The following is a 26,196-nucleotide window of genomic DNA, read 5'->3' as shown; positions in this document are numbered from 1 at the left end:
GGATCAGTCGTTCAGCTCGAAGGCCCGCGCCAGCGCGCCAAGCCCGTCTGCCAGCAGGCTTTCGCGGCTGTGGAGCTCGACCGGAACGCCCTGATCGCGAAGGGCGGCGTCAAGCCCCGGGGCGGCGCCGTCAGGCGCGATGAGGGCGACCTTCTGGCCGAGCCAGTAGGGCCGCGCGGCCGCGAGTTCGGCCCCGAGCAAATGCCCGCTGATGGCGTCGGGGCGGTTCGAGACCTCGGCGACGCGCAGATGCGCGGCCAGCCGTTCGGGGCGGCTCAGGCTGTCGGCGATGGCCTCGGGCGCGGGCGGGGCGGTGCCGCCCAGTGCCGCCACAAGGCGCGGGGTGAGGAAGCTTTGCGTGCTCACGGCTTCGCCTGCGCTGATCTGGATCCAGTGATTGACGCCGTCCTCCAGCGCGCAGACCACCCCGTCCCAGCCGGGCTGGCGCGCCAGCAGGCCCGCGATCCACAGCCGCACCCGCGCGCCGATCACATCGGGCGGGGTCTTTTGCGCAAGGCCCGGCAGGGCAGCACCCGCCGCCTTGGGCAGAACCGGCGCGGGCAGGGGGTCGGGGGCGCCGTCGCCGATCCGGACCTGCTGCGCGGCGTCGTATTTCAGCGCCGTCAGCGCACCGGACTCGTCAGCGGCGCGCACGCTTTGGATCAGGCGCGCGCCGCGCATCGCATGGGCGCTGACCTGCGCGCCGTCGCGGCCGATGGCGATCCAGTCCGTCATGGCCGGCTCAGCCTCTTTCGATCTGGCGCACCAGCCCGGCCACGTCATAGCCGGCATCCCGCGCCCTGCGGATGATCTCGTCACCGCTGAGCGCGCCGTAGCTCACGATGCTCCAGAGCATCGCGCAGCGCGTTCCCGAGCGGCAATAGGCCAGCACCGGGCGCTCCATCTCGTCAAGCGCGCGGGCGAAGTCCCCGGCGGTGTCCCCGGTCATCGGCCCCAGCGGGATCGGCACCGAGCGTATGTCCAGCCCGGCGGCGCGGGCCGCTTCGGCCACCGCCGCGTAATCGGGCTGGCCGGGTTCCTCGTCATCGGGGCGGTTGCAGAGCACCGAGCGGAACCCCGCCGCCGCGATGTCCGGGATATCGCCCGGCGAGATCTGGGGACTGACCGAGAAATCCCCGGTAATCCTGCGTATGTCCATGGCGCGCCTCCTTGGTCAGACCATTTTATGCGACGAATTGCCCTGCGACTTCAACAACTGCCTGCGCCGCGCCGCGCGGTTCCGGGGCGAGGCAGGCGCGCGCGGCGGGACAAGGGCGTGGCAGATACACGTCAAGGGCACGGCCCGCATTTCCGGGCGGAATGATCCATATGACCTTCAAATAACGACATTTACCGTTAAATGGTCCGCCATATAAGCAATTTGGGGAAAATATAACCGTTGCTTCATGCTATGATGCGTCATTCTGCCGCGCAATAACAACCAAGAGTGGCAGAGATTTCAGAGCGAGGGAGTGAATAAACATGTCCGGAACATTCGTCGTTGGTTTTGACGGCAGCGAAGCGGCGCATCGCGCGCTGGACTTCGCCATAGAACGCGCTGCGGCGCAGGGCGGCACGGTGCTGATCGCGCATGTGCTTGAGTGGTCGCCCTATTCCTTTCTGACCCCGACCGAGCTGGAAGAGCGCCACAAGCGCCGCCGCGAGGAACTGGAGCGCGCCGAAACCGCGCTCATGGCGCCGGTGGTCAAGAAGGTCTCGGGCCGGGGCGCAGAGATCGAAAGCGTCATCCGTTACGGCAAGATCGCCGATGTCCTGTGCGAGATCGCCAAGGAGAAGAAGGCGGCGCAGATCTTCATCGGGCGCGACGGCCACTCGGCGCTGGGCGCGCGGGTCTTCGGCTCGGTCGCCAGCGCGCTTGTGCAGACCGCGCCCGTGCCCTGCACCATCGTTCCATGAACGCAAGAAACCAACACAACAGGGATTTTCAGATGTATCCTAAAGCAACACGGGCGGCCCTGGCCGCAGCCGGGCTGAGCCTTGCGGGCGCAGCCCCGGCATTCGCGCAGTCGCTGGACGACAAGGTGAACCAGATCTTCGCGGATTCCACGGGCTGGTTCGTCAGCCTCATCTTCTCGAACTTTCCGGGCACGTCATTTCCATGGATCGTGGCCTGGCTGGTGATCGGGGCGACGGTCTTCACGCTCTATTTCGGCTTTATCCAGTTCCGCGTGATCGGCCATTCCATCGCGCTGATCAAGGGTGACTATTCCGACCCCGACGATGCGGGCGAGGTCAGCCACTTCCAGGCCCTCGCCACGGCGCTGTCGGGGACCGTGGGCCTTGGCAACATCGCCGGTGTGGCGGTGGCGATCGGTATCGGCGGGCCGGGGGCGACCTTCTGGATGATCCTCGCAGGGCTCATGGGCATGGCCAGCAAGTTCACCGAATGTACGCTGGGCGTGAAATACCGCAACGAATACGCAGACGGGCGCGTCTCGGGCGGGCCGATGTATTACCTGACCAAGGGCTTCGCCGAACGCGGCCTGCCGGGCGGCAAGATCCTGGCGGTGCTGTTCTCGATCTTCTGTATCCTCGGCGCGCTGGGCGGTGGCAACATGTTCCAGGCCAACCAGGCGCATCAGCAGATCACCGGCGTTGTCGGGCAATATCCCGGCTGGATCACCGGGCTGGTCTTTGCGGGCCTTGTCTTCGCGGTGATCGTCGGCGGGATCAAGTCGATCGCCAAGGTGACCGAAAAGATCGTGCCGTTCATGGGCATCCTCTATGTGGGCACCGCGCTCATCATCATCGCGATGAACTACAACCTGATCGGATGGGCCTTCGGCCAGATTTTCGCGGGCGCCTTCACCGGGCTCGGCGTGGCCGGCGGCATGGTCGGCGCGCTGATCCAGGGCTTCAAGCGGGCCGCCTTCTCGAACGAGGCGGGCGTCGGTTCGGCCGCGATCGCCCACTCGGCGGTCAAGACCAAGGAGCCGATCACCGAAGGCTTCGTGTCACTGCTGGAACCGTTCATCGACACGGTCGTGGTCTGCACCATGACGGCGCTGGTGATCATCATCACCCAGCAGCTCGTGGCCGATCCGGAAACCGGGCTCTACCTGCTCAACGAGGCGGGCAACAGCGTGCGGACAGTGGGCGACACCTCGGGCGTCGGCCTCACATCGGCGGCCTTCGGCAGCGCCATCGGCTGGTTCCCCTATGTGCTGGCCATCGCGGTCGTGCTCTTCGCCTTCTCGACGATGATCACCTGGTCCTATTACGGCCTCAAGGCCTGGACCTTCCTGTTCGGCGAAGGCAACACCACCGAACTGGTGTTCAAGACGATCTTCTGCGTCTTCGTCGTGATCGGCGCGGCCGCACAGCTCGGTCCGGTGATCGACTTCTCGGACGCCGCGATCTTTGCCATGGCCGTGGTCAACATCATCGGGCTCTACTTCCTGATGCCGATCGTCAAGCGCGAACTCGAAAGCTACCTCGCGCGCCTGAAATCCGGCGAGATCAAGAAGTTCCACTGATCTGCGGACGACATGAACACCAAGACCGGCGCAATTTGCGCCGGTCTTTTTTGTGGTGGGAGAAAGCGGTGCACCCACCCCAATTGACGCCGCGCATTGATCGGCCCGCCAACGGTTCCTACCTTTGAAAAGTGTCCAACGCAGACAGACACCCGAACACAGGAGGACAAGACATGGACGAAAAGGAAGCCTATCAACAGAAGCTCAACGCGCGGCTGGATGAATGGAAGGCCGAGATCGAGAAGATGCAGGCCAAGGCAAAATCCGCCGAGGCCGACGCCCAGCTTCAGTATCAGGAATATATCGAGGACCTCAAAAAGCGCCGCGCCAACCTCGAAAAGGAACTCGAGGAGCTGCGCGACACCCAGACCGCCGCCTGGAACGACCTCAAGGCCGGGGCGGACAAGGCCTGGAACGCCATGTCCGAAGCCATGGAAGACGCCTGGCGCCGCTTCGGCTGAGCCCTTGGGGGGCGCAGCCTTGCGGGCAAGGGCCGGCGGGGCCGGATCAGGCCGCCGCGAACCCCTTGTCCAGCGCCGCCAGGATGCGGTCGACCTCGCCTTCGGTGATGGTCAGGGGCGGTGACATCAGCACGTTATGCGCCCCCAGCCTCACCATCGCCCCCGCCTCATAGGCGGTCTGGTGGATGCGCTTCATGGTGGCCCCGTCCATCGGCGTCTTGGCGGCGCGGTCGCTGACGATCTCGATCCCGGTCATCAGCCCGTGCCCGCCGCGCACATCGCCGATGATGTCGTATTTCTCGGCCAGCCCGCACACCCCGTCATAAAGCTGCGTGCCGCGCGCCGCCGCGTTGGTCTTGGTGTCCAGACGCAAGGTTTCCGACAGGCAGGCCACCACCGCCGCCGCGCCCACCGGATGCGCCGAATATGTATAGCCATGCCAGATCGCGCCCTCGGGGCCGGAATTCTCGAACACATCGGCCACCTTCTCGCTCATCAGGGCGGCGCCCACCGGGAAATACCCGCTGGTGATGCCCTTGGCGCAGGTCATCATGTCGGGCTTCACGCCCCAATGGCGCGACCCGGTCCAGTCGCCACTGCGCCCGAACCCGGTGATCACCTCGTCGGCGATCAAGAGGATCCCGTAACGGTCACAGACCTCGCGCATCCGCCGCATGAAACTGTCGCCCGGCACGATCACCCCGCCCGCGCCCTGGATCGGCTCCATGATGAAGGCGGCAATGGTGCTCGGGTCCTGGAACTCGATCTCGTCCACCGCCGCCGCGGCGATCTTCTCGGCCAGCACCTCGGGGTCGGTCTCGTCGAACGGGTTGCGATAGGTATAGGGGCTGGGCAGATGGTAACAGCCCGGCAGAAGCGGCTCATAGGTGATGCGGAAGCGGTTGTTGCCATTCACGCTGGCGCCACCGAAATGCGTGCCGTGATAGCCCTTCTTGAGGCTCAGGAACTTGATCCGCGTCGGCTCCCCGCGCAGCCGGTGATACTGGCGCGACAGGCGCAGCGCGGTCTCCACGCTGTCAGACCCCCCGCTGGTGAAGAAGGCCCGCACCATGCCGTCCTCGGCAAAGAATTCCTGCACCGCGTAAGAGGCCTCGATCGCCGCCGGGTTCGATGTGCCCGCAAAGGCCGAATAATAGGGCAGCTCCCAAAGCTGATCGGAAATCGCCTGCTTGATCGCATCGTTGGAATAGCCGAGGTTGACGCACCAAAGCCCGCCCACCGCATCGACGGCGCGATGCCCGTCAAGATCGACGATCTCGACACCCTCGGCGCCCTTGATGATCTTGGGGGCGTTCTCATGCGCTTCGCCGGGATGGCCCATCGGATGCCACAGATGGCGGGCATTCATCTCGCGCAGGAAATTGTCGTCTTTCATCGGGTGGCTCCATGCAATCTCTGAGTCGGGAATTTGATCAAACTCTTGCACCCGCGCCCGGCCCCTGTCCAGAGCCTTGGCCGACACATCCTCGCCACATCTTGCCCGGAAAAGAACAGAATTCATTGCCGAAGCCGAAAATTTGTCATAATATCCAAAGATAGCGCTCCCGAAGGCGCAATGTTGAGGCAAGCAGTGACGGCAGGAAGATCGCGAAAAGCGGCGCCCCCGTCATGACAGGTAGTGATCATGACCGAGAGACCGGACTCAGAGCAGTTCGTGCGCGCCACCATGCGCCATTTCGCCGAGCTGCGGGCCGCCGGGCCTGACAACCCACGTTGCGGCGCGGCCTTTCCAGGCGATTGGTTCGACCTGCCCGACAGTTTCCTCGCCGATTTCGGCAGCCTCTTCTACCTCGCGTCGCTGACCCGCTATCACCGGCCCCGGTCGCTGCATGATCTTTTCGCCTGTTTCGAACCGCCCCTGCGCCTGGGCCAGTACAAACTGTTCCGCTCCGGTGGTCACCCGCGCGCCGCGATCACCTGGGCGGGGCTGTCGCCGCAGGCCGAATACGCCTTCGCCGTCGATCATCAGGCCCTGCGCCCCGAAGACTGGAACAGCGGCACTTCCCTCTGGCTGGTCGATTTCATCGCGCCCTTCGGCCATGTCGACCAGATCGTGCCCCTGCTGGCGCAGAACCCCGATGTGCTGCGCGTCAGGACCATGTGGCACAACCGGCCGGGCACCCGCTACCGCATCGTCGAATGGAGCCGCGCCGCCCCCGACGCCCCGATCACGATCAGATCCTATGGCGCCGGCCAGTTCAAACGCCTTCTCAAGGAGAGCCGCCATGGGCGCACCTGACATCGGTGGCCTGAGCGCGGGCGGGATCGACTCCGACAGCATCGGCCTAGTCTCCGGAGACCTCGACGACATCTCGGGAAATATCTGGGGCGACACCTGGTCGATCCAGAGCGGCGCCACCTATGGCAGCGCCAGCGTCAACCCCACCACCGGGGTCTGGAGCTATGACCTCGATGAAAACAACGCCGCCGTGCAGGCGCTCGATACCGGCCAGACCCTGACCGACACATTCGTCGTGCGCCTGCAAGATACCGGCGGCAGCGATACCCAGACCGTCACCATCACCATCACCGGCGTGCCCTGCTTTGTCGCGGGCACCCTGATCGAGACCGCCATCGGCCCCAAACCCGTTGAAGCGATCCGCCCCGGCGATCTGATCGTGACCCGCGACGACGCCCTTCAACAGGTCCGCTGGGTCGGGCAGCGCACCGTCCACGCCGATGCCCTGGCGGCCGAAGACCGCCTGCGCCCCATCCGCATCCGTCGTGGCGCGCTTGGCGGCGGTTTGCCCCAGAATGATCTCCTGGTCTCGCGTCAGCACCGGCTGCTCGTGACCGGTGAACGGGTGTTGCAGGTCTGCGGCACCGACGAAGCGCTGCTCCCCGCGCTCCGCTTCCTCGACTGGCCGGGCGTCGACATGGTGCCGCCGGATGGTCCGGTCTCCTATCACCACCTCTTGTTCGACCGCCATCAGGTGATCATCGCCGAAGGCACCGCAACCGAAAGCCTGTTGCTCGCCGAGGAGGCCCGCAACCGCCTGCCGCTGCGCGCCCTCACGGAAATCGACTCCCTGTTTCCCGGTCCCGACGCGCGCCGGATCCTCGCGAACCCCGCGCGCCCGATCCCCGCACCGCAACTGCAAAAGCGCATCGTCGAGCACGGCCCGAAGGATGACAGCTTCGACGCACCCGACAACACGCCCGCCCCGCGCCTGAAACGCCAAATCTCCTGACCTCATCCCCTTCATCTGGCCTGAAATACCTCGGGGGGTCCGGGGGGCTGGCCCCCCGGCTTCTGCCTGCAAAAAGGCGCCTCACCCCGTCAGGATGGAACTGACCTTCAGCGCGCGCTGGGCATTGCCCTCGACCTTCAGCTTGCCCGACATGAAGGCCATGACCGGGTTCTGCTCGCCCGACAGGATGTTGCGGAACACCTCGTCGCTGGCGATCAGCACCACGTCGGCCAGCTCGTCCCCGGACTCATCCGCGGCGCGCGCGCCGCTCTCGTCCAGCATCACCGCACCCTCGCCGGTGATCACCAGCTTGGCGCTGCCCCGGATGGCGCCACGCGCCTTGGGTGTCAGTTCGCGGATATAGCTTTCGATCAGCTCGCTCATCTGGGCCTCTTATCGGGATCGGTCATCGCACCAGATTGGTGAATTCCGCAGGCGCGGCAACCGGAACCCCGCGTCAATTTCCGGGCCTTTGCGGCGATTTGTACAAAATGCGCGCGCCGTCCCTCATATTGCGTACAAAACCGCCGTACAAACCGGACGATTTGTACCATCCTCACCAGCGATCCAGCGCGTCCTCGTCCGTGTCTTTCGCCGCGACCCAGCCCTCACCGCCGCCGGTGACTTCCTTTTTCCAGAACGGCGCGCGGGATTTCAGGAAATCCATCAGAAATTCAGCAGCTTGAAAGGCATCCACCCGATGCGGCGCAGATGTGGCGACCATCATGATCATCTCGTCCGGGCCAAGCTTACCGTATCGGTGTATGACCAGAATATCACCTATATTCCAACGGCTTAGGGCTTCATCGGCGATCTTGCGGATGGAATTTTCGGTCATGCCGGGGTAATGCTCGATCTCCATCACCTCCAGATCGCCGTCCTCCAGATCGCGCACGATCCCGGTAAACGTGACGATCGCTCCCATCCCCGCCTGCCGCGCGGCAAACCGGCTGGCCTCGTGACCAAGGTCGAACGGCTCCTGCTGCACACGGATGTCCATGGGTTAACCCCCTGTCATCGGTGGGAAAAACGCAACTTCCCGCACATTCTCCAGTGATGCGTCGAAATCGCTCAACTCCTGATCCACGGCCACGCGCAGCGCGTCCAGATCGGCAAAGGCGGCTGCGTAACGCTCTTCTTTCAGGGTCAGTTCGTTAACCAGTTCCCGCACCGTTGCGGCTCCGGTCTCGATTCGGTCTTTCGGGCGCCCGACCCTTTCCCGCACCCATGCGAAATACAGAACGTCCATCTCTCATTCCTTCAGATAAGGTATTGATTTCCTGAAGTAATCATACCCCGTCAGCAATGTCAGCGCGGCCGCGATCCACAGCAGCCACAGCCCCGCATGGCCCAGAACGACCGCGCCACGGGTCATGGCCCCAAAATAGTGCTCGAACACGCCCTGTGCAAAAAGTACCGCAATTGCAATCATTTGCGCGGTCGTTTTCCATTTCGCCAATCGCGTGACCTTCAACGTCCCCGCCGTATCGCCCAGAAACTCCCGCAACCCGCTCACGAACACTTCGCGAAACAGAATCACCGTCGCCGGCAACACCAGCCAGGGCGACATGCTCGAATAGCCCACGATCACCATCAAGGCGATCACCACCATCGCCTTGTCGGCGATCGGGTCCAGCATGGCGCCAAGTTTTGTGGTTTGTTTCCATGCCCTTGCAAGGTAGCCGTCAAACCAGTCCGTCGCCGCCGCGCTGATGAACAGCACCAGCGCGAACCAGTCCGCCCAGGGCCGGTGGAAATACAGGAACATCACAGCCACCCCCGGCGCGGCGAGCAGGCGCAAAGCGGTCAGGATATTTGGCACGTTCCAGCTCATGCCCCGGTTCTAATCCGTTCCAAGGCAAAGGGAAAGCGCGGTTGCGTCGCATCGGGCGGTCAAAAATCGCTCAGCCGCTTCGTGGTCTCAGGGTCCATGAATCCGGCGACCGTCGCATCGGTTTCCAACTGCAACGCGCGGTGCAGATCGGGCAGGGCGGCGCTGTTGAGAACCCGTTTCATCGCGCGCACCGACAAGACCGGCAGGTCCGCCAGGCGCTGCGCCTCTGCTTGGGCCATCTCTATAAGATTATGATCTTCAACGGTTTTCCAAGCCAAGCCAAGGCCGTGCAGCTCCTCGGCGCCATAGCGGTCGCCGAAAAACAGCATCTCACGTGCCTTCATCAGCCCGACCAGCGCGGGCAAGAGGCTGGTCACGGCACCGGTCACGAACAGGTTGAGCGACACTTCCGGAAAAAAGCCCTTGGCCGACGCGCCCCAGATCGGGAAATCGCAATTGATGGCCCATTCAAAACCGCCCCCCACGGCCCAGCCATTGATCGCGCCCACCACCGGCTTTGGCCCCAGCGTGATCGCATGCGTCGCCCGCTGGATCGCCTGCACCAGCTCGCGCGCCTCTTCCTCGGTCTCGGGGTGAACATGCGCATGTCGGTCATCGCCCGCGCAAAACGCCTTGCCGGCCCCTGTGAACAGGATTGCCCGCGTCGCCGCGTCGCCATTGGCGTCGTCAAAGGCGCGCGCCACATCGTCGATCAATTGCCGGTTCATCGCGTTCAGGCTGCCGGGGCGGTTGAGGGTGATCGTCCGCACACCATCGCCCGTCATCTCGCTCAGTACGGTTTCATACGTGAAATCAGTCATTTATCACTCCGTATCACGCGTTTCGTCTTGCCTTCGGTCAGCGGCAGCGTCCCGTGCGGCAGCAAGGTTACGCGGGCGGTTGCGCCCAGCCGGGCCTTGATCACGGCCTCAACCTGCCGCGCCAGCCCCTCGCCCGGCTCCTGTCCTTCGGCCAGTTCCGCCGTCACCGGCAGGCTGTCATGGGGCGGCGGCCCGTCCAGCACGATCCGGTAATCCCCGGACAATGCCGCGAACTCATTGATCACCGCCGCGACCATCGTCGGGAACAGGTTGAGCCCGCGCACAACCACCATATCATCCGAGCGTCCCACCACCCGGAACCGGAACCCCGTGCGCCCGCAGGCGCAGGGTTCGGTTGCATCCACGGTGATGATGTCACCACAGCGAAACCGCACCAGCGGCTGGCAGTCGCGCATCAGATGGGTCAGAACAAGCTCTCCGGTCTGCCCCGCCTCCAGTGGCAGCGGCGCGCCGCTGTCGGGATCGACCAGTTCGGGGAAAAGAACATCCGCCGCCATGAAATGCAGCCGCGTGTCATGCGTGCATTGCGCCGCGAAATTGCAGAACACGTCCGAAACGCCGTAATTGGCGTTGCGCGGCTCCATCCCCCACACATCGCGCAAGCGATCACGAAAGGCCGGGTCATCAAGCCCCGCCTCGCCCCCGAAAAGGCCCAGCTTCAGCCCCAGGTCTCGTGGCTTCAGCCCCGGAAACCTCTCGGCGATGACCCTTTCCAGAACCGCCGGATATGACGGGGTGCAGGAAATCGCGTCGATCCCCACCTCTTGAATGGTGCGCACCAGCAACTCGGTCGCGCCCACACCGAAGGGCACCACCATTGCGCCCGTCGCCTGCAAGGTCATGTGATCGCTCAGCCCGCCCATCCACATCTGGTAATTGAGGCAATGCACCACCGTATGATCCGGCGTCAGCCCCGCTGCCGACTGGCACCGCCCGCCAACGGTTTCCGTTGCCAGGCAGTCCTTTGCCGACAGCGCCAGGTTCATCGCCTGCCCCGTGGTCCCGGATGTGCGGTGCAGCCGCACGGCGGCGCTGCGCGGGGCGGCCATGTAATCGCCGAAAGGCGGGTGATCGGCCTGCGAAATCCGTAACTGCGCCTTGTCCGACAAGGGCAGCTCGGGCAGGTCGCGCAGATCGGCCGAAGGCTGCTTGCCCTGCCACAAGGCGTGGTAGAATGCCGAATTCCGCGCCACATAACCGCTTTGCATGGCCCAGGCCGCCTGTTGATGCGCCTTCAGCTTATCAGCCCCGGCAAAATCGCCCTCGTGAAGTAAATTCATGGCATCAATCCCCGCTCCCAGATTGTCGTCAGCGTATCGATCACCGCCTCCAGATCGCCGGATACCGCCACAAGCCCGGGTTCGCCCGACAGGAACAACCCTGAGAAATACTGGTCCGTCATCGCGCCAAGCGCATAGGCGCGACGCATCAGCTCGTCCTCGGGCAGGGCGGTGCCATCGCGCTCGATCCTGCGCCGCGCGGCGGCGGCCACGGTCTCGATCCAGTCGCGGTTCAGCCGGTGAAACGCGCCGCGCGCCTCGGGAAAGCGATCAAGATGATGCACGAGGCATTTCATCAGGCCCCGGTTTTCGCGAAACAGCATCGCATAGGCCAGCGTTGCGGCGCGGATACTGTCATCCGGCGCGCCCCGGCTGGCCCGCATCATGCCATCCTGCAGGAAATGCGCAAAGCCCGGCAGAAGATCATCCAGAAGCTGCGACTGATCCTTGAAATAAAGGTAGAACGTGCCGTTGGCCACGCCCGCCTTCTTGCAGATGGCGCTGATCGTCAGATCCTGAAGCGCGGCCTCTTCCAGCAGGGCGCAGGTGGCGATGCGGATCTGTTGTGCCGTGCGCTGGCCCTTGGTTTCGCCTCTCACGCGCTCGGCCAGGACCTTGCGATAGTTGAACGTGCCGATGGGGCCAGAGGGGTCAGGCCGGGGCTTCTGTGCGGTACTCATGGGCAATCCAATTTTATGAAACTGAATCCATATTCATTAAAACTGCGGACCTGGTCAACCGCCCCTTCGTCCTGTGCGCCTCAGCCCTTTTCGTGAAAGAAGTCGTAGATCTTCTGCGCCAGCCCCTCCGACACCCCCTCGACCGCCTTCAGATCCGCAAGGTTGGCGCGGCTCACTGCCTTGGCTGACCCGAAATGCACCAACAGCGCCCGTTTGCGGGCCGCGCCCACGCCGGCCACCTCGTCAAGCGGGGTGGCGCTCATGGATTTGGCGCGTTTCGCCCGGTGGGAGCCGATGGCAAATCGGTGCGCCTCGTCGCGCAGACGCTGCACGAAATAAAGCACCGGGTCATTATGCCTGAGCGCCGTGGGCCGCGCACCGACACGGTGGAACACCTCCTTGCCCTGGTCGCGGTCCACGCCCTTGGCGACGCCCAGCATGGGGATGTCCTCGACCCCCATTTCGCGCATGATCTGCGCCACGGCACTGACCTGTCCCGCGCCCCCGTCGATCAGCAGCAGATCGGGCCAAAGCCCGTGTTCGCGCTCCGGGTCGTCCTTCAGCAGCCGCTTGAACCGCCGGGTCAGCACCTCTTTCATCATCCCGAAATCGTCACCCGGCGTCAGGTCGTCGCCCTGGATGTTGAATTTGCGATACTGGTTCTTCATCAGCCCTTCGGGACCGGCCACGATCATCGCGCCGACCGCATTGGTGCCCTGGATATGCGAGTTGTCATAGACTTCAATCCGCTGGGGCGGGGCGGGCAGGTCGAACGCCTCGGCCAGCCCCTTGAGCAGCTTGGCCTGGGTCGCCGTTTCGGACATCTTGCGCGCCAGGCTCTCGCGGGCGTTGCGCAGCGCGGCATCCACCAACTCGGCTTTCTCGCCGCGCTTGGGCACCAGCAATTCGACCTTGCGGCCCAGCTTTCCGCTCAGGGCCTCGGTCATCAGATCGGCGTTCTCGATCGGATGCGACAGGATCAGCTGCCGCGCCGGTTCCTTGCTGTCGTAGAACTGCCCGATAAAGGCTTCCAGCACCTCGGCCTCTTCGACATCGTCGCCGACACGCGGATAGAAATCCCGGTTGCCCCAGTTTTGCCCGGCCCGGATAAAGAACACCTGCACGCAGGCCTGCCCGTTCTGCAGATGCAGCGCCACAATATCAGCCTCGGACACGGTGCGCGGGTTGATGCCTTGCGCGCTCTGCACCTCGGTCAGCGCCTTGATCCGGTCGCGCAACGCTGCTGCGCGCTCGAATTCCATGGCGTCGGACGCTTCGGCCATCTGGGTTTTCAGCTTGTCCTGAATCTCGGTCGAGCGCCCCGAAAGGAACCGTTCCGCATCGCGCACCACGGCGGCATAATCCTCCTGGCTGATATAGCCGACGCAAGGGGCGGTGCAGCGTTTGATCTGGTATTGAAGGCACGGACGCGTGCGCGAGGCGAACTGGGTATCCGTGCAATTGCGCAACTGGAACGCGCGCTGCAACTGCGCCAGCGTCCGGTTGACCGCGCGCGCACTGGCGAAGGGGCCATAGAACCGCCCCTTGCCCTTCTTGGCGCCGCGATGCTTGCGGATCATCGGGTAATCATGGGCGGTGACATGAATGCTGGGAAAGCTCTTGTCGTCGCGCAACAGCACGTTGTAGCGCGGCTTCAGCTGCTTGATGAGGTTCTGTTCCAACAGCAGCGCCTCGGTTTCGGTGCGCGTGGTCAGGAACATCATCGAGGCGGTTTCACGGATCATCCGGGCGATGCGCGCGGTATGTCCGGTGGGCCGGGCATAATTCGATACCCGCGCCCGCAAATTGCGGGCCTTGCCGACATACAGCACCCGCGCCTGTGCATCGAGCATCCGGTAGACTCCGGGCGAGGAATCCAGCGTCCGCAGGTAGCGGCGGATCAGGCCGTGGCCCGTTTCAGGGGTGTTGTCGCTGTTCTGCTCGGTCATGAGGCTCAGATATGATTCTTCCGGGTCGCTGCAATCTTATCGCGGTGCGGGCAAGAGGAAACCTTTCCACCAATCCTGTGGATAAACTTGGGGGCAAGTTTCGTGAAAGGGAAATATTCCCTTGGATTCAGATGATTTGATCGATCTGCCCAATTTTTAGGCGTATTTTCAAGCCATTGAAATTGCAGGTAAAAAACTTTCACTGCTCGCAAAATATTGAAAACATTAAAAATTTTGTAACAGCTTTCTGACGGTTTTCCGGGTCGTGCACAAGTTCCCCCGGCATCGTCTCGTCCCCGGGTCACTCCAGGCCCAGCACATCCGGCGTCTGCCAGGCCAGATGCTGCCCGCCATCGACGCACAGAAGCTGCCCGGTCACCGCCGGCGCATCCAGGAAATAGGATAGCGCGGCGATGATATCAGCGCTGTTGGCGCCCCGCTCCAGCACTGTCGCCTGGCGCTGGCGCTGAAAATGACTGTCGCTCTGGCGGTAGCCCTGAAGGGTCGGACCGGGGCCGATCGCATTGACCCGCACCCGCGGCGCCAGCGCCTGCGCGGCGGTCCGGGTCAGCGCCCACAATCCCATCTTGGCAAGTGTGTAGCTCATGAATTCAGGGGTCAGCTTGCGCACCCGCTGGTCGATCATGTTGATGACCAGACCCTGCGCCACCGGCTCGCCACCCTCGCAGGGGACGGGCGCGGGCACCTGGCGCGCCAGCGCCTGTATCAGCACGAAGGGCGCGCGCAAGTTGCTTTCGATGTGCCTGTCCCAGCTTTCGCGGCTGGCGGTTTCCAGCGTGTCATGCTCGAAGATGGACGCGTTGTTCACAAGCACGGTGATCGGCCCTTCCAGCGCCTCGGCGGCCGCCGGCAAAAGCCGCTCCACCTGCGCCTCGTCCAGCAGGTCCGCTTGCAGCGTCACGGCCCGCTGTCCTATCTCGCGGATCTCCTGCGCAACCGATTCCGCCTCCTCGGCACTGCTGGCGTAATGCACCGCAACATCATGCCCGCGCCGCGCCAGTTCCAGCGCCATCGCGCGGCCCAGCCGTTTCCCCGCTCCAGTTACCAAAGCTCTGCTCATGCCAGCACCACAACGATATAGGTGACGTAAAGCGCCGTCAGCACGACGCCCCAAAGACGACCGATATCGACCTTGAAAAAGACGAAGGGCACGATCAGCAGCGACGCCCCCAACATCACCCACAGGTCGAATTGCAGGAACTCGCGGTCCACCGGCAGATCGCCGATCAGGGCGGTGATGCCGATGATCGCAAGCAGGTTGAACATGTTCGAGCCGATCACGTTGCCAAGCGCCACATCGGCCTGCTTGCGCAGCGCCGCCATCACCGTCGTCGCCAGTTCCGGCAAGGAGGTGCCAAGCGCCACCAGCGTCAGGCCGATCACGGCTTCGCTGATGCCGTATTGGCGCGCGATGATCGAGGCATTGTCCACCAGCAGGTCCGCCCCGAGCGGCAGGCCCACCAATCCCAGCATCAGGAACAGCACGATCTGCCACCAGGGCATATCGGGGTCCGCCCCCTCGACCTCCGCGATATCGTCGGGGTTACCGGCGACAATGGCAAAACTGGCGCGGCGATGCTGGCGCGCCTCGATGAACGCATCGGTCAGCACGAATGACAGTCCCGCCAGAAGGATCAGTCCCGACACAAGGGTAAACGTGCCCAGAAAGGCCAGCCCGATGAACAGCACCGAGCCCGCCAGCATGAACACATAGGTCTTGCGCGTGTCGCAATCGCTGGTGTGCAGCACCGACAGCATCGCGGGCAGTCCCAGCACCAGCAGGATATTGGCGGTGTTCGACCCGATCACATTGCCAAGTGCCAATGCCGGCTTGTCGTCCAGCACCGCGTTGACCGAGATCAGCAACTCGGGCGCGGATGTCCCGAAGGCCACGATGGTCAGGCTGACGATCAGCGCCGGAATCCCGATCCGCAGGCTCAGATTGACCGCGCCCTTGACCAATGCATCGCCGGCCAGAAGCAGGATCACCAATCCCAGACTCGCCAATAACCATGGCATCATTTGGTCTTGCCCTTTCCGCAGGGGCATGGACCCTTGCCGATACGGAAGCGTCCGCATTTGGGACATTTCGCCGAGGCCAGCTTCTTCTGGCCCGGAAAGCGCAGCTTGCCGAACATGGCCATGACGCCCATGCCGACAAGAAACAATATGACGATCTTGACGATCACCTCAGAGGCCGAAACGCGCGAATGCCGCGCGCTCCTCGACCCCGGCAATGGCGTCCGCCGCCATGCTTATGCCAAAGCGCTGGAACAGCCCGCGCTTGCGGCCATATTGCGCAAAGCGGACATCGTCGCCGTAAAGTTCCTTCATCTTGGGCACCAGATGCGCCACCCCGTCTGCCAGCCCCAGCTCGATCGCCCTTGCGCCAAGCCAGAATTCGCCGGTGAACAGATCGTCGTTCCTGGCCAGCCGCGCGCCACGACGGCTCGTGACCTGCGCTTCGAAGACGCCGTGCATCTGTTCCAGCAGCCCCCTGAGCCGCGTCACGTCCTCTTCCTTTTCGGGCAGGAACGGATCAAGGAAGCTCTTGGATTTCCCCGAGCTGTGGACCCGGCGTTCCACCCCCTGACGCGCCAGCAGCACGGGCGCGCCGAAACTTGCGGAAATCACGCCGATCGACCCCACGATCGAGGCCTCGTCCACCCAGATCGATTCCGCCGCCGTCGCCAGCCAGTAACCGCCCGAGGCGGCCACATCCTCGACAAAGGCATGGACGGGAATGTTCTTTTCATCGGCCAGCCGCCGGATGCGCGATGCGATCAGTGATGACTGCACTGGCGAGCCGCCGGGCGAATTGATCAGCAGCGCCACCGCCCTCGGCTTGCCGCGCTTGAACGCCTTCTCGATCGCGGGCGCAAGCACCTCGTCATTGAGCTGCGAACGGCTGCCGGTTCCGATCGTTCCGTTGAGACGGATCACGGCAACCAGCGGGCCACGGTTGAGAAAGGGAATGCGCTCTTTCATGGCAACCGATGTAGAATGCCGGAGACCGACAAACAAGGCGGCATCGCCAAGCATTTTTCCCCCGCCCACAAAAAGCCGGAATGGATGCGCAGATAAGTCACGCGCTTCAGGCGCTTGCGCCGCTCAGGATTTGATCCGGTAGCCGGTTTTGAAGATCAGCCAGATGATGAACAGGCACAGCCCGGTAAAGGCGGCAATCGCCAACAGGCTCAGCCCCAGAGGTACATCCGCCAGCCCGAAGAACGACCAGCGGAAGCCCGAGATCAGGTAAACCACCGGGTTGAAATAGGACACCGTCTGCCAGATCGGCGGCAGCATCGAGATCGAATAGAAAGACCCGCCAAGAAACACCAGCGGCGTGATCACCAGCAGCGGGATGATCTGTAATTGCTGAAAATTCTCGGCCCAGATCCCGATGATGAAACCGAAAAGCGAGAACGAAAGGCAGGTCAGCACCAGAAAGGCCAGCATCGGCCAGGGATGCATGATGTCCAGATCCACGAAAAACCCCGCCGTCACCAGGATCACCGCCCCGATCATCAGCGATTTCGTCGCCGCCGCGCCGACATAACCGATGACGATCTCCAGGAAATTGATCGGCGCCGAATGCAATTCGTAGATCGTGCCGATGAATTTCGGGAAATAGATGCCGAAACTGGCATTGCTGATGCCTTGGGTGATGATCGTCAGCATGATCAGCCCCGGCACGATGAACGAGCCGTAACTGACGCCCTCGATCTGGTCTATCCGGCTGCCGATAGCCGACCCGAACACCACGAAATAAAGCGATGTCGAAATCACCGGCGACAGAAGGCTCTCCATCAAGGTGCGCAGGAAACGCTTCATCTCGTAGACATAGATCGCCTGGATGGCCCGCAGGTTCATGCCGTTTCCTCCTCTTCGTCCCTGACCAGCCCGACAAAGATTTCCTCAAGGCTCGACTGCGTTGTGTGAAGATCGCTCAGGGTCAGCCCCGCATCGGCCAGCGCCTGCAACAGCCGCGTGATGCCGGTGCCGTCCTGCCCGCGCGTGTCATAATGATAGCTCAGCGCGCTGCCATCCGCGGCCAGTTCAAGATCGTAATCCGCCAGCGCCGCCGGGACCGCGCCGACAGGCTCCGCAAGGTCGATGCGCAGCGTCTTGCGCCCCATGCGCCGCATCAGCGCCGCCTTGTCCTCGACCAGCAGGATCTCGCCCTTGTTGATCACCGCGATCCGGTCCGCGATGGCTTCCGCCTCTTCGATGTAATGCGTGGTCAGGATGATGGTGACGCCCTCTGCCTTCAGTCCCCTGACAACCTCCCACATGTCGCGGCGCAGCTCCACGTCGACGCCCGCGGTGGGTTCGTCCAGAAACAGCACGCGCGGTTCGTGGATCAGTGCCTTGGCGATCAGCACCCGCCGCTTCATCCCGCCCGACAGTTCGCGGGTGCGTGCGTTGCGCTTGTCCCACAGCGACAGCTGGCGCAGGATCCTTTCGGTCAGCGCGGCATCCTGCGCCTTGCCGAACAGCCCGCGCGAGAACCGCACCGTGTTGATGACCTTCTCGAACGGCTCCAGCGCGATCTCCTGGGGCACCAGCCCGATCATCGCGCGCGCTGCGCGGTATTCCTTGACCACATCATGCCCGCCCACGCGGGCCTGACCGCCGGTTGGCGTGGTGATCCCGCAAAGCGCCGAGATCAGCGTCGTCTTGCCCGCGCCATTGGGGCCGAGCAAGGCCAGGATCTCGCCCTCGTCGATGGTCAGCGACGTTCCCTTCAACGCCTCGAAGCCATCGCCATATGTCTTGCGCAGGTTCTCGACCTCGACCATCGGTGTCATGCGGCGTCTCCGTTTTCGATCCCCGCAGGCTAAGGCATTGCCGCCCGACTGCAAATCGCCCGGCATGCAGACCCCTCTGTGCAGGCATGCAGGGGGGCACGCTTTGGGCTTTCCTTCCGCGCGTATGATGCTACAAACTTTGCAGGCAAAATCAGGATGAGTGGCCGGAACATGATTCAACGCTTGGTTTCATTGGTCTCTCTGATTGTGCTCGCAGGCTGCGGCGAACCTGTCACATCCGATAGCGGGTCGCGCATCCTGCTGCTGGGCGATTCGCTTATGGCCTTCAACAGGGTGCAGGGCCGCGCCGTCTCGGACGCCATCGAAAACAGCTTGAACGAACCGGTGACGGATCGCTCGGTGATCGGCGCCCGGTTCCTCTATGCGCTGCCGATCTCGGGCAGTGCCGGACTCAATATCACCAAGCAATATCGCCAAGGCGACTGGGAATGGGTCGTCATGAATGGCGGCGGCAACGATATCTGGATGGGATGTCTCTGCGGCCCGTGCAAGCATCGCATTTCGCGGCTGATTTCAGAGGACGGCAAGCGCGGCAGGATCCCCGGCTTCGTCTCCCGGATGCGCCAGACCGGCGCGTGCATTTCCTGTCGCTGGCCGATGTCGTGCCGCATGGCGACCGGTCCTATCACGGGCTGGACCTGATCCATCCCTCGCCCAAGGGCAGCGATGAAATCGGCCGCAGGATCGCGCGCATCATCGAGACGCACAGCCGCCCGCCGTCTTCTCGCTAGGACTTGATCAGCCGCTTCAGCCAGCCTTTCTTCTCGGCTTCCGCCTCGTCGTCCTCTTCCTTTGGCCCCTCGATCACCTCTTCGAGCCGGGAAAAGAAATTGTCCGCCATCTTCTTGGCGAAACCGTCGACGATCCGGCTGCCAAGCTGCGCCAGCTTGCCGCCGACCTTGGCTTCCACGTCATAAGACAGCCGCGTGCCCTCGGGCACCTCTTCCAGACGCACATCGGCCGCGCCCTTGGCAAAGCCGGCGGCCCCGCCCTTGCCCTCGCCGCTCAGGGTCAGGCTGTCGGGTTCCACCATCTCCGATACGGTGACGTGACCCTTGAACGTGGCCTTCACCGGGCCGACCTTCTGGGTCACGGTGGCCTCGAACCCGTCTTCGGGATTGCCGGTGACCTCCTGCGCGCCGGGCACGCATTCCTTCAACACATCCGGGTTCAGAAGCGCCGCCCAGACCGTCGCACGATCGGCTTCGATAATACGTTCGTCACTCATCTTCATGGCGCTTCCTCCTGTCGCGTCCGCCCTGCGGCTCAGCCTAGAGCAACCCGCATCGCTGGCCAAGTGGCCAGCGTCATTGCACCCGGCGTGCGGCGCGCTAAGCTGCGCGCCGGAACGCCACGACCGGGGGAAGGAAGATGTTGCAAGGTATCCGCGTAATCGAGATCGAGGGCCTTGGCCCCGGCCCCTTCGCCGCCATGATGCTGGCCGATCTCGGGGCCGAGGTGATCGTGATCCAGCGCCCCGGCACAGGCAACGCCGTGGCCGGCGCGCGCAACCTGCTGGACCGGGGCAAGCGCACCATCGCGCTTGACCTCAAGGACGCGGCCGACCTTGCCACCGCGCGGGCGCTGATCGCTACCGCCGATGCGCTGATCGAGGGCTTTCGCCCCGGCGTGATGGAGCGGCTGGGCCTTGGCCCCGAAACCTGCCACGCCGACAATCCGGCGCTGATCTATGGCCGCATGACCGGATGGGGGCAGGACGGGCCGAAATCGCCGATGGCGGGGCACGACCTCAATTACATCGCGACATCGGGCGCGCTCTGGTACGCCTCGCCGCCCGGTGCCGCGCCGCTGACGCCGCCGACGCTGGTCGGCGATATCGGCGGCGGCGCGATGTATCTGGTGGCGGGGATTCTGGCCGGGATCATCAGCGCCGCAGGCACAGGGCAGGGCAGGGTGGTGGACGCGGCCATCGTCGATGGCTCGGCGCATATGATGGCGCTGCTGATGTCGATGGCGCCTGCGGGTAACCTTTCGCAGACGCGCGGGCAAAGCCTTCTGGATGGGGCGCATTGGTGCCGAACCTATCGCTGCGCCTGTGGCGGTCATGTCAGCGTGCAATGTTTCGAGCCGCAATTCTACGCCACGTTCCTGGATCTGATGGGGCTCTCGGATGATGCCGCCTTCGCCGGTCAGAACGATCCCGCCCGATGGCCCGCCCAGACCGAACGCCTTGCCGCGATCTTCGCGGCACAGCCGCGCGATCACTGGGCGCGCCTCTTCGAGGGCAGCGACGCCTGCGTCGCGCCGGTCCTTTCGCCCGCCGAAGCCGCGCGCGACCCCCATATGGCGGCGCGCGGCGTCTGGCACATGGCCGACGGCATGCAGCAACCCGCCCCCGCGCCGCGCTTTGACGGGGTCGCGCCCGCGCCGCGCCCGATCCCCGCACGCGATGCCGATGGCGCGGCACTTCGCGCCGAACTTGCCGCGCGCGGGCTGGCCTGAGCGCCCGATTCGTCCACGCCCCCTTGGATCACCCCGCGCAAGCGTCTATCTTGCCGCTTCGGGCACAGCGCGACAGGACAGGCAACATGGCCAAGCCAAAGGAAAACCCCAACTACAAGGTCGTCGCCGAGAACCGGCGCGCGCGCTTCGATTACGCGATCGAGGACGATCTGGAATGCGGCATCATCCTTGAAGGTTCCGAGGTCAAATCCCTGCGCCTTGGTGGCGCCAACATCGCCGAAAGCTACGCCACCGTGGATAACGGTGAATTGTGGCTGGTGAACTCCTACGTCGCGCCTTACGAGCAGGCCAAGACCTTCCAGCACGAGGAAAAACGCCGCCGCAAGCTGCTGGTGTCGAAAAAGGAACTGGCCCGGCTCTGGAATGAGACGCAGCGCAAGGGCATGACGCTGGTGCCGCTTGTTCTTTATTTCAATCACAAGGGCATCGCCAAGATGAAGATCGGCATCGCGAAGGGCAAGAAGGCCCATGACAAGCGCGAGACCGAGGCCAAGCGCGACTGGAATCGCCAGAAACAGCGCCTTCTGAAGGATCACGGCTGAGCGGTGACCTGCCGGTCATAATTCCCATGATGGGAAAGCCGCCCGGTTTTGCTACTCTCGTGTGATCGCTGGTACAAAAAGGGGGGGGCGCATGGAACTGTTGATCGGGCTGATCTCCGGTGCGCTTGGCGCGAATGTCGCCGCCGGGCTTCTGCGCAACATCAACCTGGGTCTTTTCGGGAACGCCCTTGCCGGGGTGGTCGGTGCGGGAATCGGCGCAAAGGCGCTGTCGGTACTGGGCGATGACGGGTTGTCCTCGGCGCTGGGCGGTGGCGATGCCGGGGTGCTCTGGACCCATGCCGTGACGGGCGCTCTCGGCGGCGCGGCGGTCTTGCTGGCGCTTGGCTCGATCCGGAACATGCTGGTGAAATAAACCCGGCGGCGCACCGGGATTGCTTGCTCTCGACTGCGCCGCGCGCTAGGCATGAGCCGTCCGAAATCAGGGGACGCGCACATGGCCCATGACGATCCTAAAACCCTCGTATCCACCGGCTGGCTGGCCAGCCATCTGAAGGATCCCGACCTTCGGATCCTCGATGGCACCTATTTCCTGCCGCCAACCGACCGCGATGCCCGCGCCGAATATCACGCGGCGCATATTCCCGGCGCGCGCTTCTTCGACATCGACGACATCAGCGACCATCGCTCGGCCCTGCCGCATATGGTCCCCCCGGTCGAAAAATTCATGTCGCGCCTGCGGGCGATGGGCGTGGGCGACGGGCATCAGGTGGTGGTCTATGACGCGCTGGGCCTGTTTTCGGCGGCGCGCGTCTGGTGGCTGTTCCGCCTGATGGGGCAGGACAACATCGCCGTGCTGGATGGCGGCTTGCCCAAATGGGTGGCCGAGGGCCGCCCCACCGAGGACATGCCCCCCATCGTGCGCGACCGCCACATGACGGTCCGCCGCCAGAACCACATGGTCAAGGATGTCACGCAGGTCTCCGCCGCCTCCAAGCTCGGCGATCACGAAATCCTCGACGCCCGCTCGCCCGGCCGCTTCCGCGGCGAAGAGCCCGAACCGCGCGAGGGCCTGCGCGGCGGGCATATACCCGGCTCGCGCAATGTCTGCTATCGCGACCTGCTCAATGACGACGACACGATGAAGGATGCCGACGGGCTGCGCGCCGTCTTCGCGGATGCGGGGGTGGATCTTTCCAAACCCGTTATCACCTCATGCGGATCGGGCGTGACCGCCGCCATCATCAACCTTGCACTGGAGCGGATCGGCAAGACCGATCACGCTGTTTACGACGGGTCCTGGTGCGAATGGGGCGCCTTCCCCACCGTGCCCGTCGCCACCGGAGAAGACTGACCCATGTTCGAACATCTCAAGGAACAACCCAAGGACAAGATCCTCGCGCTCATGCAGGCCTACAAGGAGGATCCGCGCGACGACAAGATCGACCTTGGCGTGGGTGTCTACAAGAACCCGCAGGGCGTGACCCCGATCATGCGCGCCGTCAAGGAAGCCGAGCGCCGCTGGTGGGACGAGGAAACCACCAAGGCCTATACCGGGCTGGCGGGCGATCCTGCCTTCTCGGATGCGATGATCGGCCTCGTGCTGGGCGATGCCGTCGCGCGCGACCACGTCGCCGCCGTCGCCACGCCGGGCGGCACCGGCGCGGTGCGCCAGGCCTTCGACCTCATTCACATGGCCAATCCCGAAGCGCGGGTGTTCGTGTCGGACCCGACATGGCCCAACCACCTCAGCATCCTCAAGCATCTCGGGATCGAAGCCGTCAGCTACCGCTATTTCGACAGCGAAACCGGCGGCGTCGATTTCGACGGCATGATGGCCGATCTGGCCGGGCTTCGCGCCGGCGACGTGGTGCTTTTGCATGGCTGCTGCCACAACCCGACCGGCGCCAACCTGACCGGCCCGGAATGGCAGGCGGTCATCGCGCTGATGAACGACCTTGGCGCGCTGCCGATGATCGACATCGCCTATCAGGGCTTCGGCGACGGGCTCGAGGCCGATGCCGCCGCCACCCGCGCGGTCGCCTCGGGCTGCCCCGAAGTGCTGATCGCCGCAAGCTGCTCAAAGAATTTCGGCATCTACCGCGAACGCACCGGCATCCTGATGGCGGTGGCGCAGGACAAGGGGCTGCATGCTGTCACGCAAGGCAACCTGGCCTATCTCAACCGCCAGAACTATTCCTTTCCGCCCGATCACGGCGCGCGGCTGGTCTCGCTCGTGCTGCACAGCGACGATCTGCGCGCCGACTGGCAGGCCGAGCTGGAAGAGGTGCGCAACGGCATGCTGGGCCTGCGCGAACAGCTCTCAGGCGAGCTGCGCAAACTGACCAATTCGGATCGTTACGGCTTCATCGCCCAGCATCGCGGCATGTTCTCGCGCCTCGGACTTTCGCCCGAAACGGTCGAACGCCTGCGCAAGGATCACGGTATCTACATGGTCGGGGATTCGCGCATCAATATCGCCGGGCTGAACAAGGACACCGTGCCCAAGCTGGCCCAGGCCATCGTTGATGTGGGCGCCTGACGCTCAGGCGCGGTAGCGCGCCAGGAACATGGCGACCGCGCCTTCGACCACGCGCTCGATATCCTGTTCGGTGGCCGGCTTGCCGACCCCGCACAGGCTGCGCAGGAACAGATCGCTCTTGCACAGCTCGCCGAACTGGTTGGCGGCCAGGGCCATGTCGTCGATCTTCAGCACGCCGCTCGTGACATAGGGCGTCAGCACGCTGGTCAGCCGGTCGCGCACCATCGCCGGGCCGGATTCGTAGAACCTGCAGCCCAGTTCGGGAAAGCGGTGCGACTCGGCTACGCAGATGCGAAACACCTGCTGCCCGAAATCCGACAGGAAAAAGCGCACGATCCGATCCGCCGCCAGCCGCAGCACGCAGTCAATCGGATGATCCGCATCGAACTCCGCCAGCGCCGCCTCGGCCTGCCGGTTGCATTCCATCCGCGCGACCTCGGAAAACAGCAGCCGCTTGTCGGGGAAATAGCTGTAAAGCGTGGCCTTCGAGACACCTGCGACACGGGCGATCTCGTCGACACTGGCGCCCTCGAACCCGTCGCGCATGAACACTTCGCGCGCGCCTTCCAGCACCTGGTCGAACTTTCTGCCCTTCTTGATTTCAGCGGCCATCGCCGACATGCGGTGTCTCCCCAAAGCCGTCGCAGTCTAGTCGCGCCAGGGGGGATACCGCAAGCACCTCGCTCGTTTACGTCGCGCATCCTCTAGCTGTTGATGCCCGCGTCGGTCTGGGTGACGGGCGCGGGGGCCGGTTTCGGGGTCGGGTAGGACAGAGTCGGGGTCAGCGTGTCGGTCCCGATTCCAAAGGCGAATGCAGGGCCGACGGACAGCATGATCACAAGTGCGGCAAGGACGGGTTTCATGACGATCTCCTATCTGAACTGATCAGTTTACTTTTTCAGATCTAAACCAGATAGTTTACTTTGCAAGTCAAAACTGAACTGATCTGTTCACTTTCTTCCGCGGCCTTCTGTCCGCCCCAGAGGGCTTGCGTTTCCGATTCCTGCGAGTAATTTAGAATCATTCTAACAAAGGAGACCCGCGCATGATCCCCGGAGTTTCATCGCGCCGACGCTTTGCCGATCTGTCCGAACAGGAAATCCTGGCACTTGCCATCGCCTCCGAAGAGGACGACGCCAGGATCTACAGGACCTATGCCGAACACCTGCGCGCCGACTTTCCCGATTCGGCACGCATCTTCGATGGCATGGCCGCCGAGGAAGACAGCCACCGCCGCGCCCTCATCGACCTGCATGAAAGCCGCTTTGGCGGGGTCATCCCGCTGATCCGGCGCGAACATGTGGCCGGGTTCTATGCCCGCCGCCCGGTCTGGCTGATGGAGAACCTCGGGATCGAACGCATCCGCGCCGAGGCCGAAGCGATGGAGCACGACGCCGAGGCCTTCTATCACAAGGCCGCACAGCGCAGCACCGATCCCGCCACCCGCAAGCTGCTGGGCGACCTGGCCGCCGCCGAGGCGGGCCACGGCGAACGCGCCACCGAACTTCAGGCCGAACACCTTGACGAAGACGCGCTGGCCGCCGAAGAGCGCAATTCCAAGCGCCAGTTCGTGCTCACCTGGGTACAGCCGGGGCTGGCCGGGCTGATGGATGGCTCGGTCTCGACGCTGGCGCCGATCTTCGCCACCGCCTTCGCCACACAGGACACCTGGACAACCTTCCTTGTCGGGCTTGCCGCCTCGATCGGCGCGGGCATCTCGATGGGCTTCACCGAAGCCGCCAGCGACGACGGCGAGCTTTCGGGCCGTGGCAGCCCGCTGAAACGCGGCATCGCCTCGGGCGTCATGACCACCGTGGGCGGGCTCGGCCATGCCCTGCCGTATCTGATCCCCGATTTCTGGACCGCCACCAGCATCGCTTTCGTCGTGGTTTTCATCGAACTCTGGGCGATCGCCTGGATTCAGAACCGCTACATGGAAACGCCATTCTTCCGCGCCGCCTTCCAGGTGGTGCTGGGCGGCGCGCTGGTCTTCGCCGCCGGGGTGCTGATCGGCAGCGGCTAGCGCGCGAAAAAGCCGCCCTGGGCGCGTCGCGCGGGCTTG

32 protein-coding genes are annotated in these 26,196 nt (G+C 63.9%); 12 read left to right on the top strand and 20 right to left on the bottom strand.

The window, feature by feature from the left end; all coding sequences use genetic code 11:
- Positions 1-3: 3 nt before the first annotated feature.
- Together N5A93_RS02850 and N5A93_RS02845 are read right to left on the bottom strand one after the other, a co-directional pair.
- Positions 4-735, bottom strand: a complete 732-nt coding sequence (locus N5A93_RS02850) for a 2-dehydro-3-deoxygalactonokinase (RefSeq protein WP_268953558.1) — start codon at positions 733-735, stop codon at positions 4-6.
- Positions 736-742: 7 nt separating this feature from the next.
- Positions 743-1,159, bottom strand: a complete 417-nt coding sequence (locus tag N5A93_RS02845) for a protein tyrosine phosphatase family protein (protein WP_268953557.1) — start codon at positions 1,157-1,159, stop codon at positions 743-745.
- Positions 1,160-1,482: 323 nt separating this feature from the next.
- On the opposite strand from N5A93_RS02845, the gene N5A93_RS02840 reads away from it, so the two are divergent.
- From N5A93_RS02840 to N5A93_RS02830, 3 genes are all read left to right on the top strand, one after another.
- Positions 1,483-1,917 carry a universal stress protein gene (locus N5A93_RS02840; RefSeq protein WP_268953556.1) on the top strand — a complete coding sequence of 145 codons (435 nt, stop codon included), beginning with the start codon at positions 1,483-1,485 and terminating at the stop codon, positions 1,915-1,917.
- Positions 1,918-1,949: 32 nt separating this feature from the next.
- Entirely contained in the window at positions 1,950-3,497 is a 1,548-nt protein-coding gene (locus N5A93_RS02835) for an alanine/glycine:cation symporter family protein (protein WP_268953555.1), read from the top strand.
- Positions 3,498-3,670: 173 nt separating this feature from the next.
- Positions 3,671-3,958, top strand: coding sequence for a sll1863 family stress response protein (locus N5A93_RS02830; RefSeq protein WP_268953554.1), 288 nt, complete (start codon positions 3,671-3,673; stop codon positions 3,956-3,958).
- Between the two features lie 46 nt (positions 3,959-4,004).
- Here the strand turns inward: N5A93_RS02830 and N5A93_RS02825 are convergent, their stop codons facing one another.
- Positions 4,005-5,354, bottom strand: a complete 1,350-nt coding sequence (locus N5A93_RS02825) for an aminotransferase class III-fold pyridoxal phosphate-dependent enzyme (protein WP_268953553.1) — start codon at positions 5,352-5,354, stop codon at positions 4,005-4,007.
- Between the two features lie 249 nt (positions 5,355-5,603).
- Here N5A93_RS02825 and N5A93_RS02820 point away from each other — a divergent pair, with 249 nt between their 5' ends.
- Positions 5,604-6,218 carry a toxin-activating lysine-acyltransferase gene (locus N5A93_RS02820; protein ID WP_268953552.1) on the top strand — a complete coding sequence of 205 codons (615 nt, stop codon included), beginning with the start codon at positions 5,604-5,606 and terminating at the stop codon, positions 6,216-6,218.
- Positions 6,205-7,170, top strand: a complete 966-nt coding sequence (locus N5A93_RS02815; protein ID WP_268953551.1) for a Hint domain-containing protein — start codon at positions 6,205-6,207, stop codon at positions 7,168-7,170. The genes N5A93_RS02820 and N5A93_RS02815 overlap by 14 nt, the downstream gene beginning before the upstream one ends.
- 81 nt (positions 7,171-7,251) lie before the next feature.
- Here the strand turns inward: N5A93_RS02815 and N5A93_RS02810 are convergent, their stop codons facing one another.
- The 14 genes from N5A93_RS02810 to N5A93_RS02745 form a co-directional block, all read right to left on the bottom strand.
- On the bottom strand, positions 7,252-7,554 hold the full coding sequence (locus N5A93_RS02810; RefSeq protein ID WP_268953550.1) for an SCP2 sterol-binding domain-containing protein: 303 nt from the start codon (positions 7,552-7,554) through the stop codon (positions 7,252-7,254).
- 172 nt (positions 7,555-7,726) lie between these two features.
- Complete coding sequence (locus N5A93_RS02805) at positions 7,727-8,170, bottom strand: molybdenum cofactor biosynthesis protein MoaE (protein ID WP_268953549.1); 444 nt, start codon at positions 8,168-8,170, stop codon at positions 7,727-7,729.
- Between the two features lie 3 nt (positions 8,171-8,173).
- Entirely contained in the window at positions 8,174-8,419 is a 246-nt protein-coding gene (moaD, locus tag N5A93_RS02800) for a molybdopterin converting factor subunit 1 (RefSeq protein ID WP_268953548.1), read from the bottom strand.
- 3 nt (positions 8,420-8,422) lie between these two features.
- Positions 8,423-9,004, bottom strand: coding sequence for a CDP-diacylglycerol--glycerol-3-phosphate 3-phosphatidyltransferase (gene pgsA, locus N5A93_RS02795; RefSeq protein ID WP_268953547.1), 582 nt, complete (start codon positions 9,002-9,004; stop codon positions 8,423-8,425).
- Between the two features lie 59 nt (positions 9,005-9,063).
- Positions 9,064-9,825, bottom strand: coding sequence for an enoyl-CoA hydratase/isomerase family protein (locus N5A93_RS02790; protein WP_268953546.1), 762 nt, complete (start codon positions 9,823-9,825; stop codon positions 9,064-9,066).
- On the bottom strand, positions 9,822-11,126 hold the full coding sequence (locus N5A93_RS02785) for a phenylacetate--CoA ligase family protein (protein WP_268953545.1): 1,305 nt from the start codon (positions 11,124-11,126) through the stop codon (positions 9,822-9,824). Before N5A93_RS02785 ends, N5A93_RS02790 begins: the two co-directional genes overlap by 4 nt.
- On the bottom strand, positions 11,123-11,806 hold the full coding sequence (locus N5A93_RS02780; RefSeq protein WP_268953544.1) for a TetR/AcrR family transcriptional regulator: 684 nt from the start codon (positions 11,804-11,806) through the stop codon (positions 11,123-11,125). Before N5A93_RS02780 ends, N5A93_RS02785 begins: the two co-directional genes overlap by 4 nt.
- Before the next feature lie 80 nt (positions 11,807-11,886).
- Positions 11,887-13,755, bottom strand: a complete 1,869-nt coding sequence (gene uvrC, locus N5A93_RS02775) for an excinuclease ABC subunit UvrC (protein ID WP_268953543.1) — start codon at positions 13,753-13,755, stop codon at positions 11,887-11,889.
- A 301-nt stretch (positions 13,756-14,056) separates the two neighbouring features.
- Positions 14,057-14,836: an SDR family oxidoreductase gene (locus N5A93_RS02770; RefSeq protein WP_268953542.1), complete on the bottom strand. Its 780-nt coding sequence runs from the start codon at positions 14,834-14,836 to the stop codon at positions 14,057-14,059.
- Positions 14,833-15,798, bottom strand: coding sequence for a calcium/sodium antiporter (locus N5A93_RS02765; protein WP_268953541.1), 966 nt, complete (start codon positions 15,796-15,798; stop codon positions 14,833-14,835). The genes N5A93_RS02770 and N5A93_RS02765 overlap by 4 nt, the downstream gene beginning before the upstream one ends.
- Positions 15,795-15,965 carry a hypothetical protein gene (locus N5A93_RS02760; RefSeq protein WP_268953540.1) on the bottom strand — a complete coding sequence of 57 codons (171 nt, stop codon included), beginning with the start codon at positions 15,963-15,965 and terminating at the stop codon, positions 15,795-15,797. Before N5A93_RS02760 ends, N5A93_RS02765 begins: the two co-directional genes overlap by 4 nt.
- 1 nt (position 15,966) lies before the next feature.
- A complete protein-coding gene (locus N5A93_RS02755; RefSeq protein ID WP_268953539.1) occupies positions 15,967-16,764 on the bottom strand; it encodes a S49 family peptidase in 798 nt (265 codons plus the stop codon).
- A 123-nt stretch (positions 16,765-16,887) separates the two neighbouring features.
- Positions 16,888-17,649 (bottom strand): ABC transporter permease, encoded by a 762-nt coding sequence (locus N5A93_RS02750; protein WP_268953538.1) that lies wholly within the window; start codon positions 17,647-17,649, stop codon positions 16,888-16,890.
- Entirely contained in the window at positions 17,646-18,587 is a 942-nt protein-coding gene (locus tag N5A93_RS02745; protein ID WP_268953537.1) for an ABC transporter ATP-binding protein, read from the bottom strand. The genes N5A93_RS02750 and N5A93_RS02745 overlap by 4 nt, the downstream gene beginning before the upstream one ends.
- Positions 18,588-18,758: 171 nt before the next feature.
- Between N5A93_RS02745 and N5A93_RS02740 the strand changes: the two genes are divergently transcribed.
- Entirely contained in the window at positions 18,759-19,250 is a 492-nt protein-coding gene (locus tag N5A93_RS02740) for an SGNH/GDSL hydrolase family protein (RefSeq protein WP_328404617.1), read from the top strand.
- Between the two features lie 85 nt (positions 19,251-19,335).
- On the opposite strand, the gene N5A93_RS02735 is transcribed toward N5A93_RS02740, so the two are convergent.
- Positions 19,336-19,842, bottom strand: a complete 507-nt coding sequence (locus tag N5A93_RS02735; RefSeq protein WP_268953536.1) for an SRPBCC family protein — start codon at positions 19,840-19,842, stop codon at positions 19,336-19,338.
- A gap of 137 nt (positions 19,843-19,979) precedes the next feature.
- Between N5A93_RS02735 and N5A93_RS02730 the strand changes: the two genes are divergently transcribed.
- From N5A93_RS02730 to N5A93_RS02710, 5 genes are all read left to right on the top strand, one after another.
- The gene (locus tag N5A93_RS02730; RefSeq protein ID WP_268953535.1) at positions 19,980-21,071 is read left to right on the top strand and encodes a CaiB/BaiF CoA transferase family protein; all 1,092 of its coding nucleotides are present in this window, start codon (positions 19,980-19,982) and stop codon (positions 21,069-21,071) included.
- Between the two features lie 86 nt (positions 21,072-21,157).
- Complete coding sequence (gene smpB / locus N5A93_RS02725) at positions 21,158-21,634, top strand: SsrA-binding protein SmpB (RefSeq protein WP_268953534.1); 477 nt, start codon at positions 21,158-21,160, stop codon at positions 21,632-21,634.
- A gap of 91 nt (positions 21,635-21,725) precedes the next feature.
- Positions 21,726-22,007, top strand: a complete 282-nt coding sequence (locus N5A93_RS02720) for a hypothetical protein (protein ID WP_268953533.1) — start codon at positions 21,726-21,728, stop codon at positions 22,005-22,007.
- 81 nt (positions 22,008-22,088) lie between these two features.
- Positions 22,089-22,946, top strand: coding sequence for a 3-mercaptopyruvate sulfurtransferase (gene sseA, locus N5A93_RS02715; protein WP_268953532.1), 858 nt, complete (start codon positions 22,089-22,091; stop codon positions 22,944-22,946).
- Between the two features lie 3 nt (positions 22,947-22,949).
- A complete protein-coding gene (locus N5A93_RS02710) occupies positions 22,950-24,134 on the top strand; it encodes an amino acid aminotransferase (protein ID WP_268953531.1) in 1,185 nt (394 codons plus the stop codon).
- A gap of 3 nt (positions 24,135-24,137) precedes the next feature.
- On the opposite strand, the gene N5A93_RS02705 is transcribed toward N5A93_RS02710, so the two are convergent.
- Both N5A93_RS02705 and N5A93_RS02700 read right to left on the bottom strand, forming a co-directional pair.
- The gene (locus N5A93_RS02705) at positions 24,138-24,755 is read right to left on the bottom strand and encodes a TetR/AcrR family transcriptional regulator (protein WP_268953530.1); all 618 of its coding nucleotides are present in this window, start codon (positions 24,753-24,755) and stop codon (positions 24,138-24,140) included.
- 83 nt (positions 24,756-24,838) lie between these two features.
- The gene (locus N5A93_RS02700) at positions 24,839-24,997 is read right to left on the bottom strand and encodes a hypothetical protein (RefSeq protein ID WP_268953529.1); all 159 of its coding nucleotides are present in this window, start codon (positions 24,995-24,997) and stop codon (positions 24,839-24,841) included.
- Positions 24,998-25,179: 182 nt separating this feature from the next.
- Here N5A93_RS02700 and mbfA point away from each other — a divergent pair, with 182 nt between their 5' ends.
- On the top strand, positions 25,180-26,157 hold the full coding sequence (mbfA, locus tag N5A93_RS02695) for an iron exporter MbfA (RefSeq protein ID WP_268953528.1): 978 nt from the start codon (positions 25,180-25,182) through the stop codon (positions 26,155-26,157).
- The last annotated feature ends 39 nt before the right edge of the window (positions 26,158-26,196 follow it).

The sequence above is a fragment of the Roseovarius salincola genome (assembly GCF_026891095.1).
Classification (GTDB): domain Bacteria; phylum Pseudomonadota; class Alphaproteobacteria; order Rhodobacterales; family Rhodobacteraceae; genus Roseovarius; species Roseovarius salincola.
This window is presented reverse-complemented; position numbering and strand designations above follow the sequence as displayed.

Excerpts from the sequence above, each read along its gene's own strand:
- N5A93_RS02705 (WP_268953530.1), bottom strand. The coding sequence starts at position 24,755 with ATGTCGGCGATGGCCGCTGAAATCAAGAAGGGCAGAAAGTTCGACCAG.
- N5A93_RS02710 (WP_268953531.1), top strand. The coding sequence starts at position 22,950 with ATGTTCGAACATCTCAAGGAACAACCCAAGGACAAGATCCTCGCGCTC.
- N5A93_RS02805 (WP_268953549.1), bottom strand. The coding sequence starts at position 8,170 with ATGGACATCCGTGTGCAGCAGGAGCCGTTCGACCTTGGTCACGAGGCC.
- moaD (WP_268953548.1), bottom strand. The coding sequence starts at position 8,419 with ATGGACGTTCTGTATTTCGCATGGGTGCGGGAAAGGGTCGGGCGCCCG.
- N5A93_RS02830 (WP_268953554.1), top strand. The coding sequence starts at position 3,671 with ATGGACGAAAAGGAAGCCTATCAACAGAAGCTCAACGCGCGGCTGGAT.
- N5A93_RS02750 (WP_268953538.1), bottom strand. The coding sequence starts at position 17,649 with ATGAACCTGCGGGCCATCCAGGCGATCTATGTCTACGAGATGAAGCGT.
- N5A93_RS02845 (WP_268953557.1), bottom strand. The coding sequence starts at position 1,159 with ATGGACATACGCAGGATTACCGGGGATTTCTCGGTCAGTCCCCAGATC.
- N5A93_RS02825 (WP_268953553.1), bottom strand. The coding sequence starts at position 5,354 with ATGAAAGACGACAATTTCCTGCGCGAGATGAATGCCCGCCATCTGTGG.
- N5A93_RS02770 (WP_268953542.1), bottom strand. The coding sequence starts at position 14,836 with ATGAGCAGAGCTTTGGTAACTGGAGCGGGGAAACGGCTGGGCCGCGCG.
- mbfA (WP_268953528.1), top strand. The coding sequence starts at position 25,180 with ATGATCCCCGGAGTTTCATCGCGCCGACGCTTTGCCGATCTGTCCGAA.
- N5A93_RS02745 (WP_268953537.1), bottom strand. The coding sequence starts at position 18,587 with ATGACACCGATGGTCGAGGTCGAGAACCTGCGCAAGACATATGGCGAT.
- N5A93_RS02755 (WP_268953539.1), bottom strand. The coding sequence starts at position 16,764 with ATGAAAGAGCGCATTCCCTTTCTCAACCGTGGCCCGCTGGTTGCCGTG.
- N5A93_RS02780 (WP_268953544.1), bottom strand. The coding sequence starts at position 11,806 with ATGAGTACCGCACAGAAGCCCCGGCCTGACCCCTCTGGCCCCATCGGC.
- N5A93_RS02835 (WP_268953555.1), top strand. The coding sequence starts at position 1,950 with ATGTATCCTAAAGCAACACGGGCGGCCCTGGCCGCAGCCGGGCTGAGC.
- uvrC (WP_268953543.1), bottom strand. The coding sequence starts at position 13,755 with ATGACCGAGCAGAACAGCGACAACACCCCTGAAACGGGCCACGGCCTG.
- N5A93_RS02730 (WP_268953535.1), top strand. The coding sequence starts at position 19,980 with ATGTTGCAAGGTATCCGCGTAATCGAGATCGAGGGCCTTGGCCCCGGC.
- N5A93_RS02790 (WP_268953546.1), bottom strand. The coding sequence starts at position 9,825 with ATGACTGATTTCACGTATGAAACCGTACTGAGCGAGATGACGGGCGAT.
- N5A93_RS02850 (WP_268953558.1), bottom strand. The coding sequence starts at position 735 with ATGACGGACTGGATCGCCATCGGCCGCGACGGCGCGCAGGTCAGCGCC.
- N5A93_RS02765 (WP_268953541.1), bottom strand. The coding sequence starts at position 15,798 with ATGATGCCATGGTTATTGGCGAGTCTGGGATTGGTGATCCTGCTTCTG.
- N5A93_RS02820 (WP_268953552.1), top strand. The coding sequence starts at position 5,604 with ATGACCGAGAGACCGGACTCAGAGCAGTTCGTGCGCGCCACCATGCGC.
- N5A93_RS02735 (WP_268953536.1), bottom strand. The coding sequence starts at position 19,842 with ATGAAGATGAGTGACGAACGTATTATCGAAGCCGATCGTGCGACGGTC.
- N5A93_RS02815 (WP_268953551.1), top strand. The coding sequence starts at position 6,205 with ATGGGCGCACCTGACATCGGTGGCCTGAGCGCGGGCGGGATCGACTCC.
- N5A93_RS02720 (WP_268953533.1), top strand. The coding sequence starts at position 21,726 with ATGGAACTGTTGATCGGGCTGATCTCCGGTGCGCTTGGCGCGAATGTC.
- N5A93_RS02785 (WP_268953545.1), bottom strand. The coding sequence starts at position 11,126 with ATGAATTTACTTCACGAGGGCGATTTTGCCGGGGCTGATAAGCTGAAG.
- pgsA (WP_268953547.1), bottom strand. The coding sequence starts at position 9,004 with ATGAGCTGGAACGTGCCAAATATCCTGACCGCTTTGCGCCTGCTCGCC.
- smpB (WP_268953534.1), top strand. The coding sequence starts at position 21,158 with ATGGCCAAGCCAAAGGAAAACCCCAACTACAAGGTCGTCGCCGAGAAC.
- N5A93_RS02810 (WP_268953550.1), bottom strand. The coding sequence starts at position 7,554 with ATGAGCGAGCTGATCGAAAGCTATATCCGCGAACTGACACCCAAGGCG.
- N5A93_RS02740 (WP_328404617.1), top strand. The coding sequence starts at position 18,759 with ATGATTCAACGCTTGGTTTCATTGGTCTCTCTGATTGTGCTCGCAGGC.
- N5A93_RS02840 (WP_268953556.1), top strand. The coding sequence starts at position 1,483 with ATGTCCGGAACATTCGTCGTTGGTTTTGACGGCAGCGAAGCGGCGCAT.
- sseA (WP_268953532.1), top strand. The coding sequence starts at position 22,089 with ATGGCCCATGACGATCCTAAAACCCTCGTATCCACCGGCTGGCTGGCC.
- N5A93_RS02700 (WP_268953529.1), bottom strand. The coding sequence starts at position 24,997 with ATGAAACCCGTCCTTGCCGCACTTGTGATCATGCTGTCCGTCGGCCCT.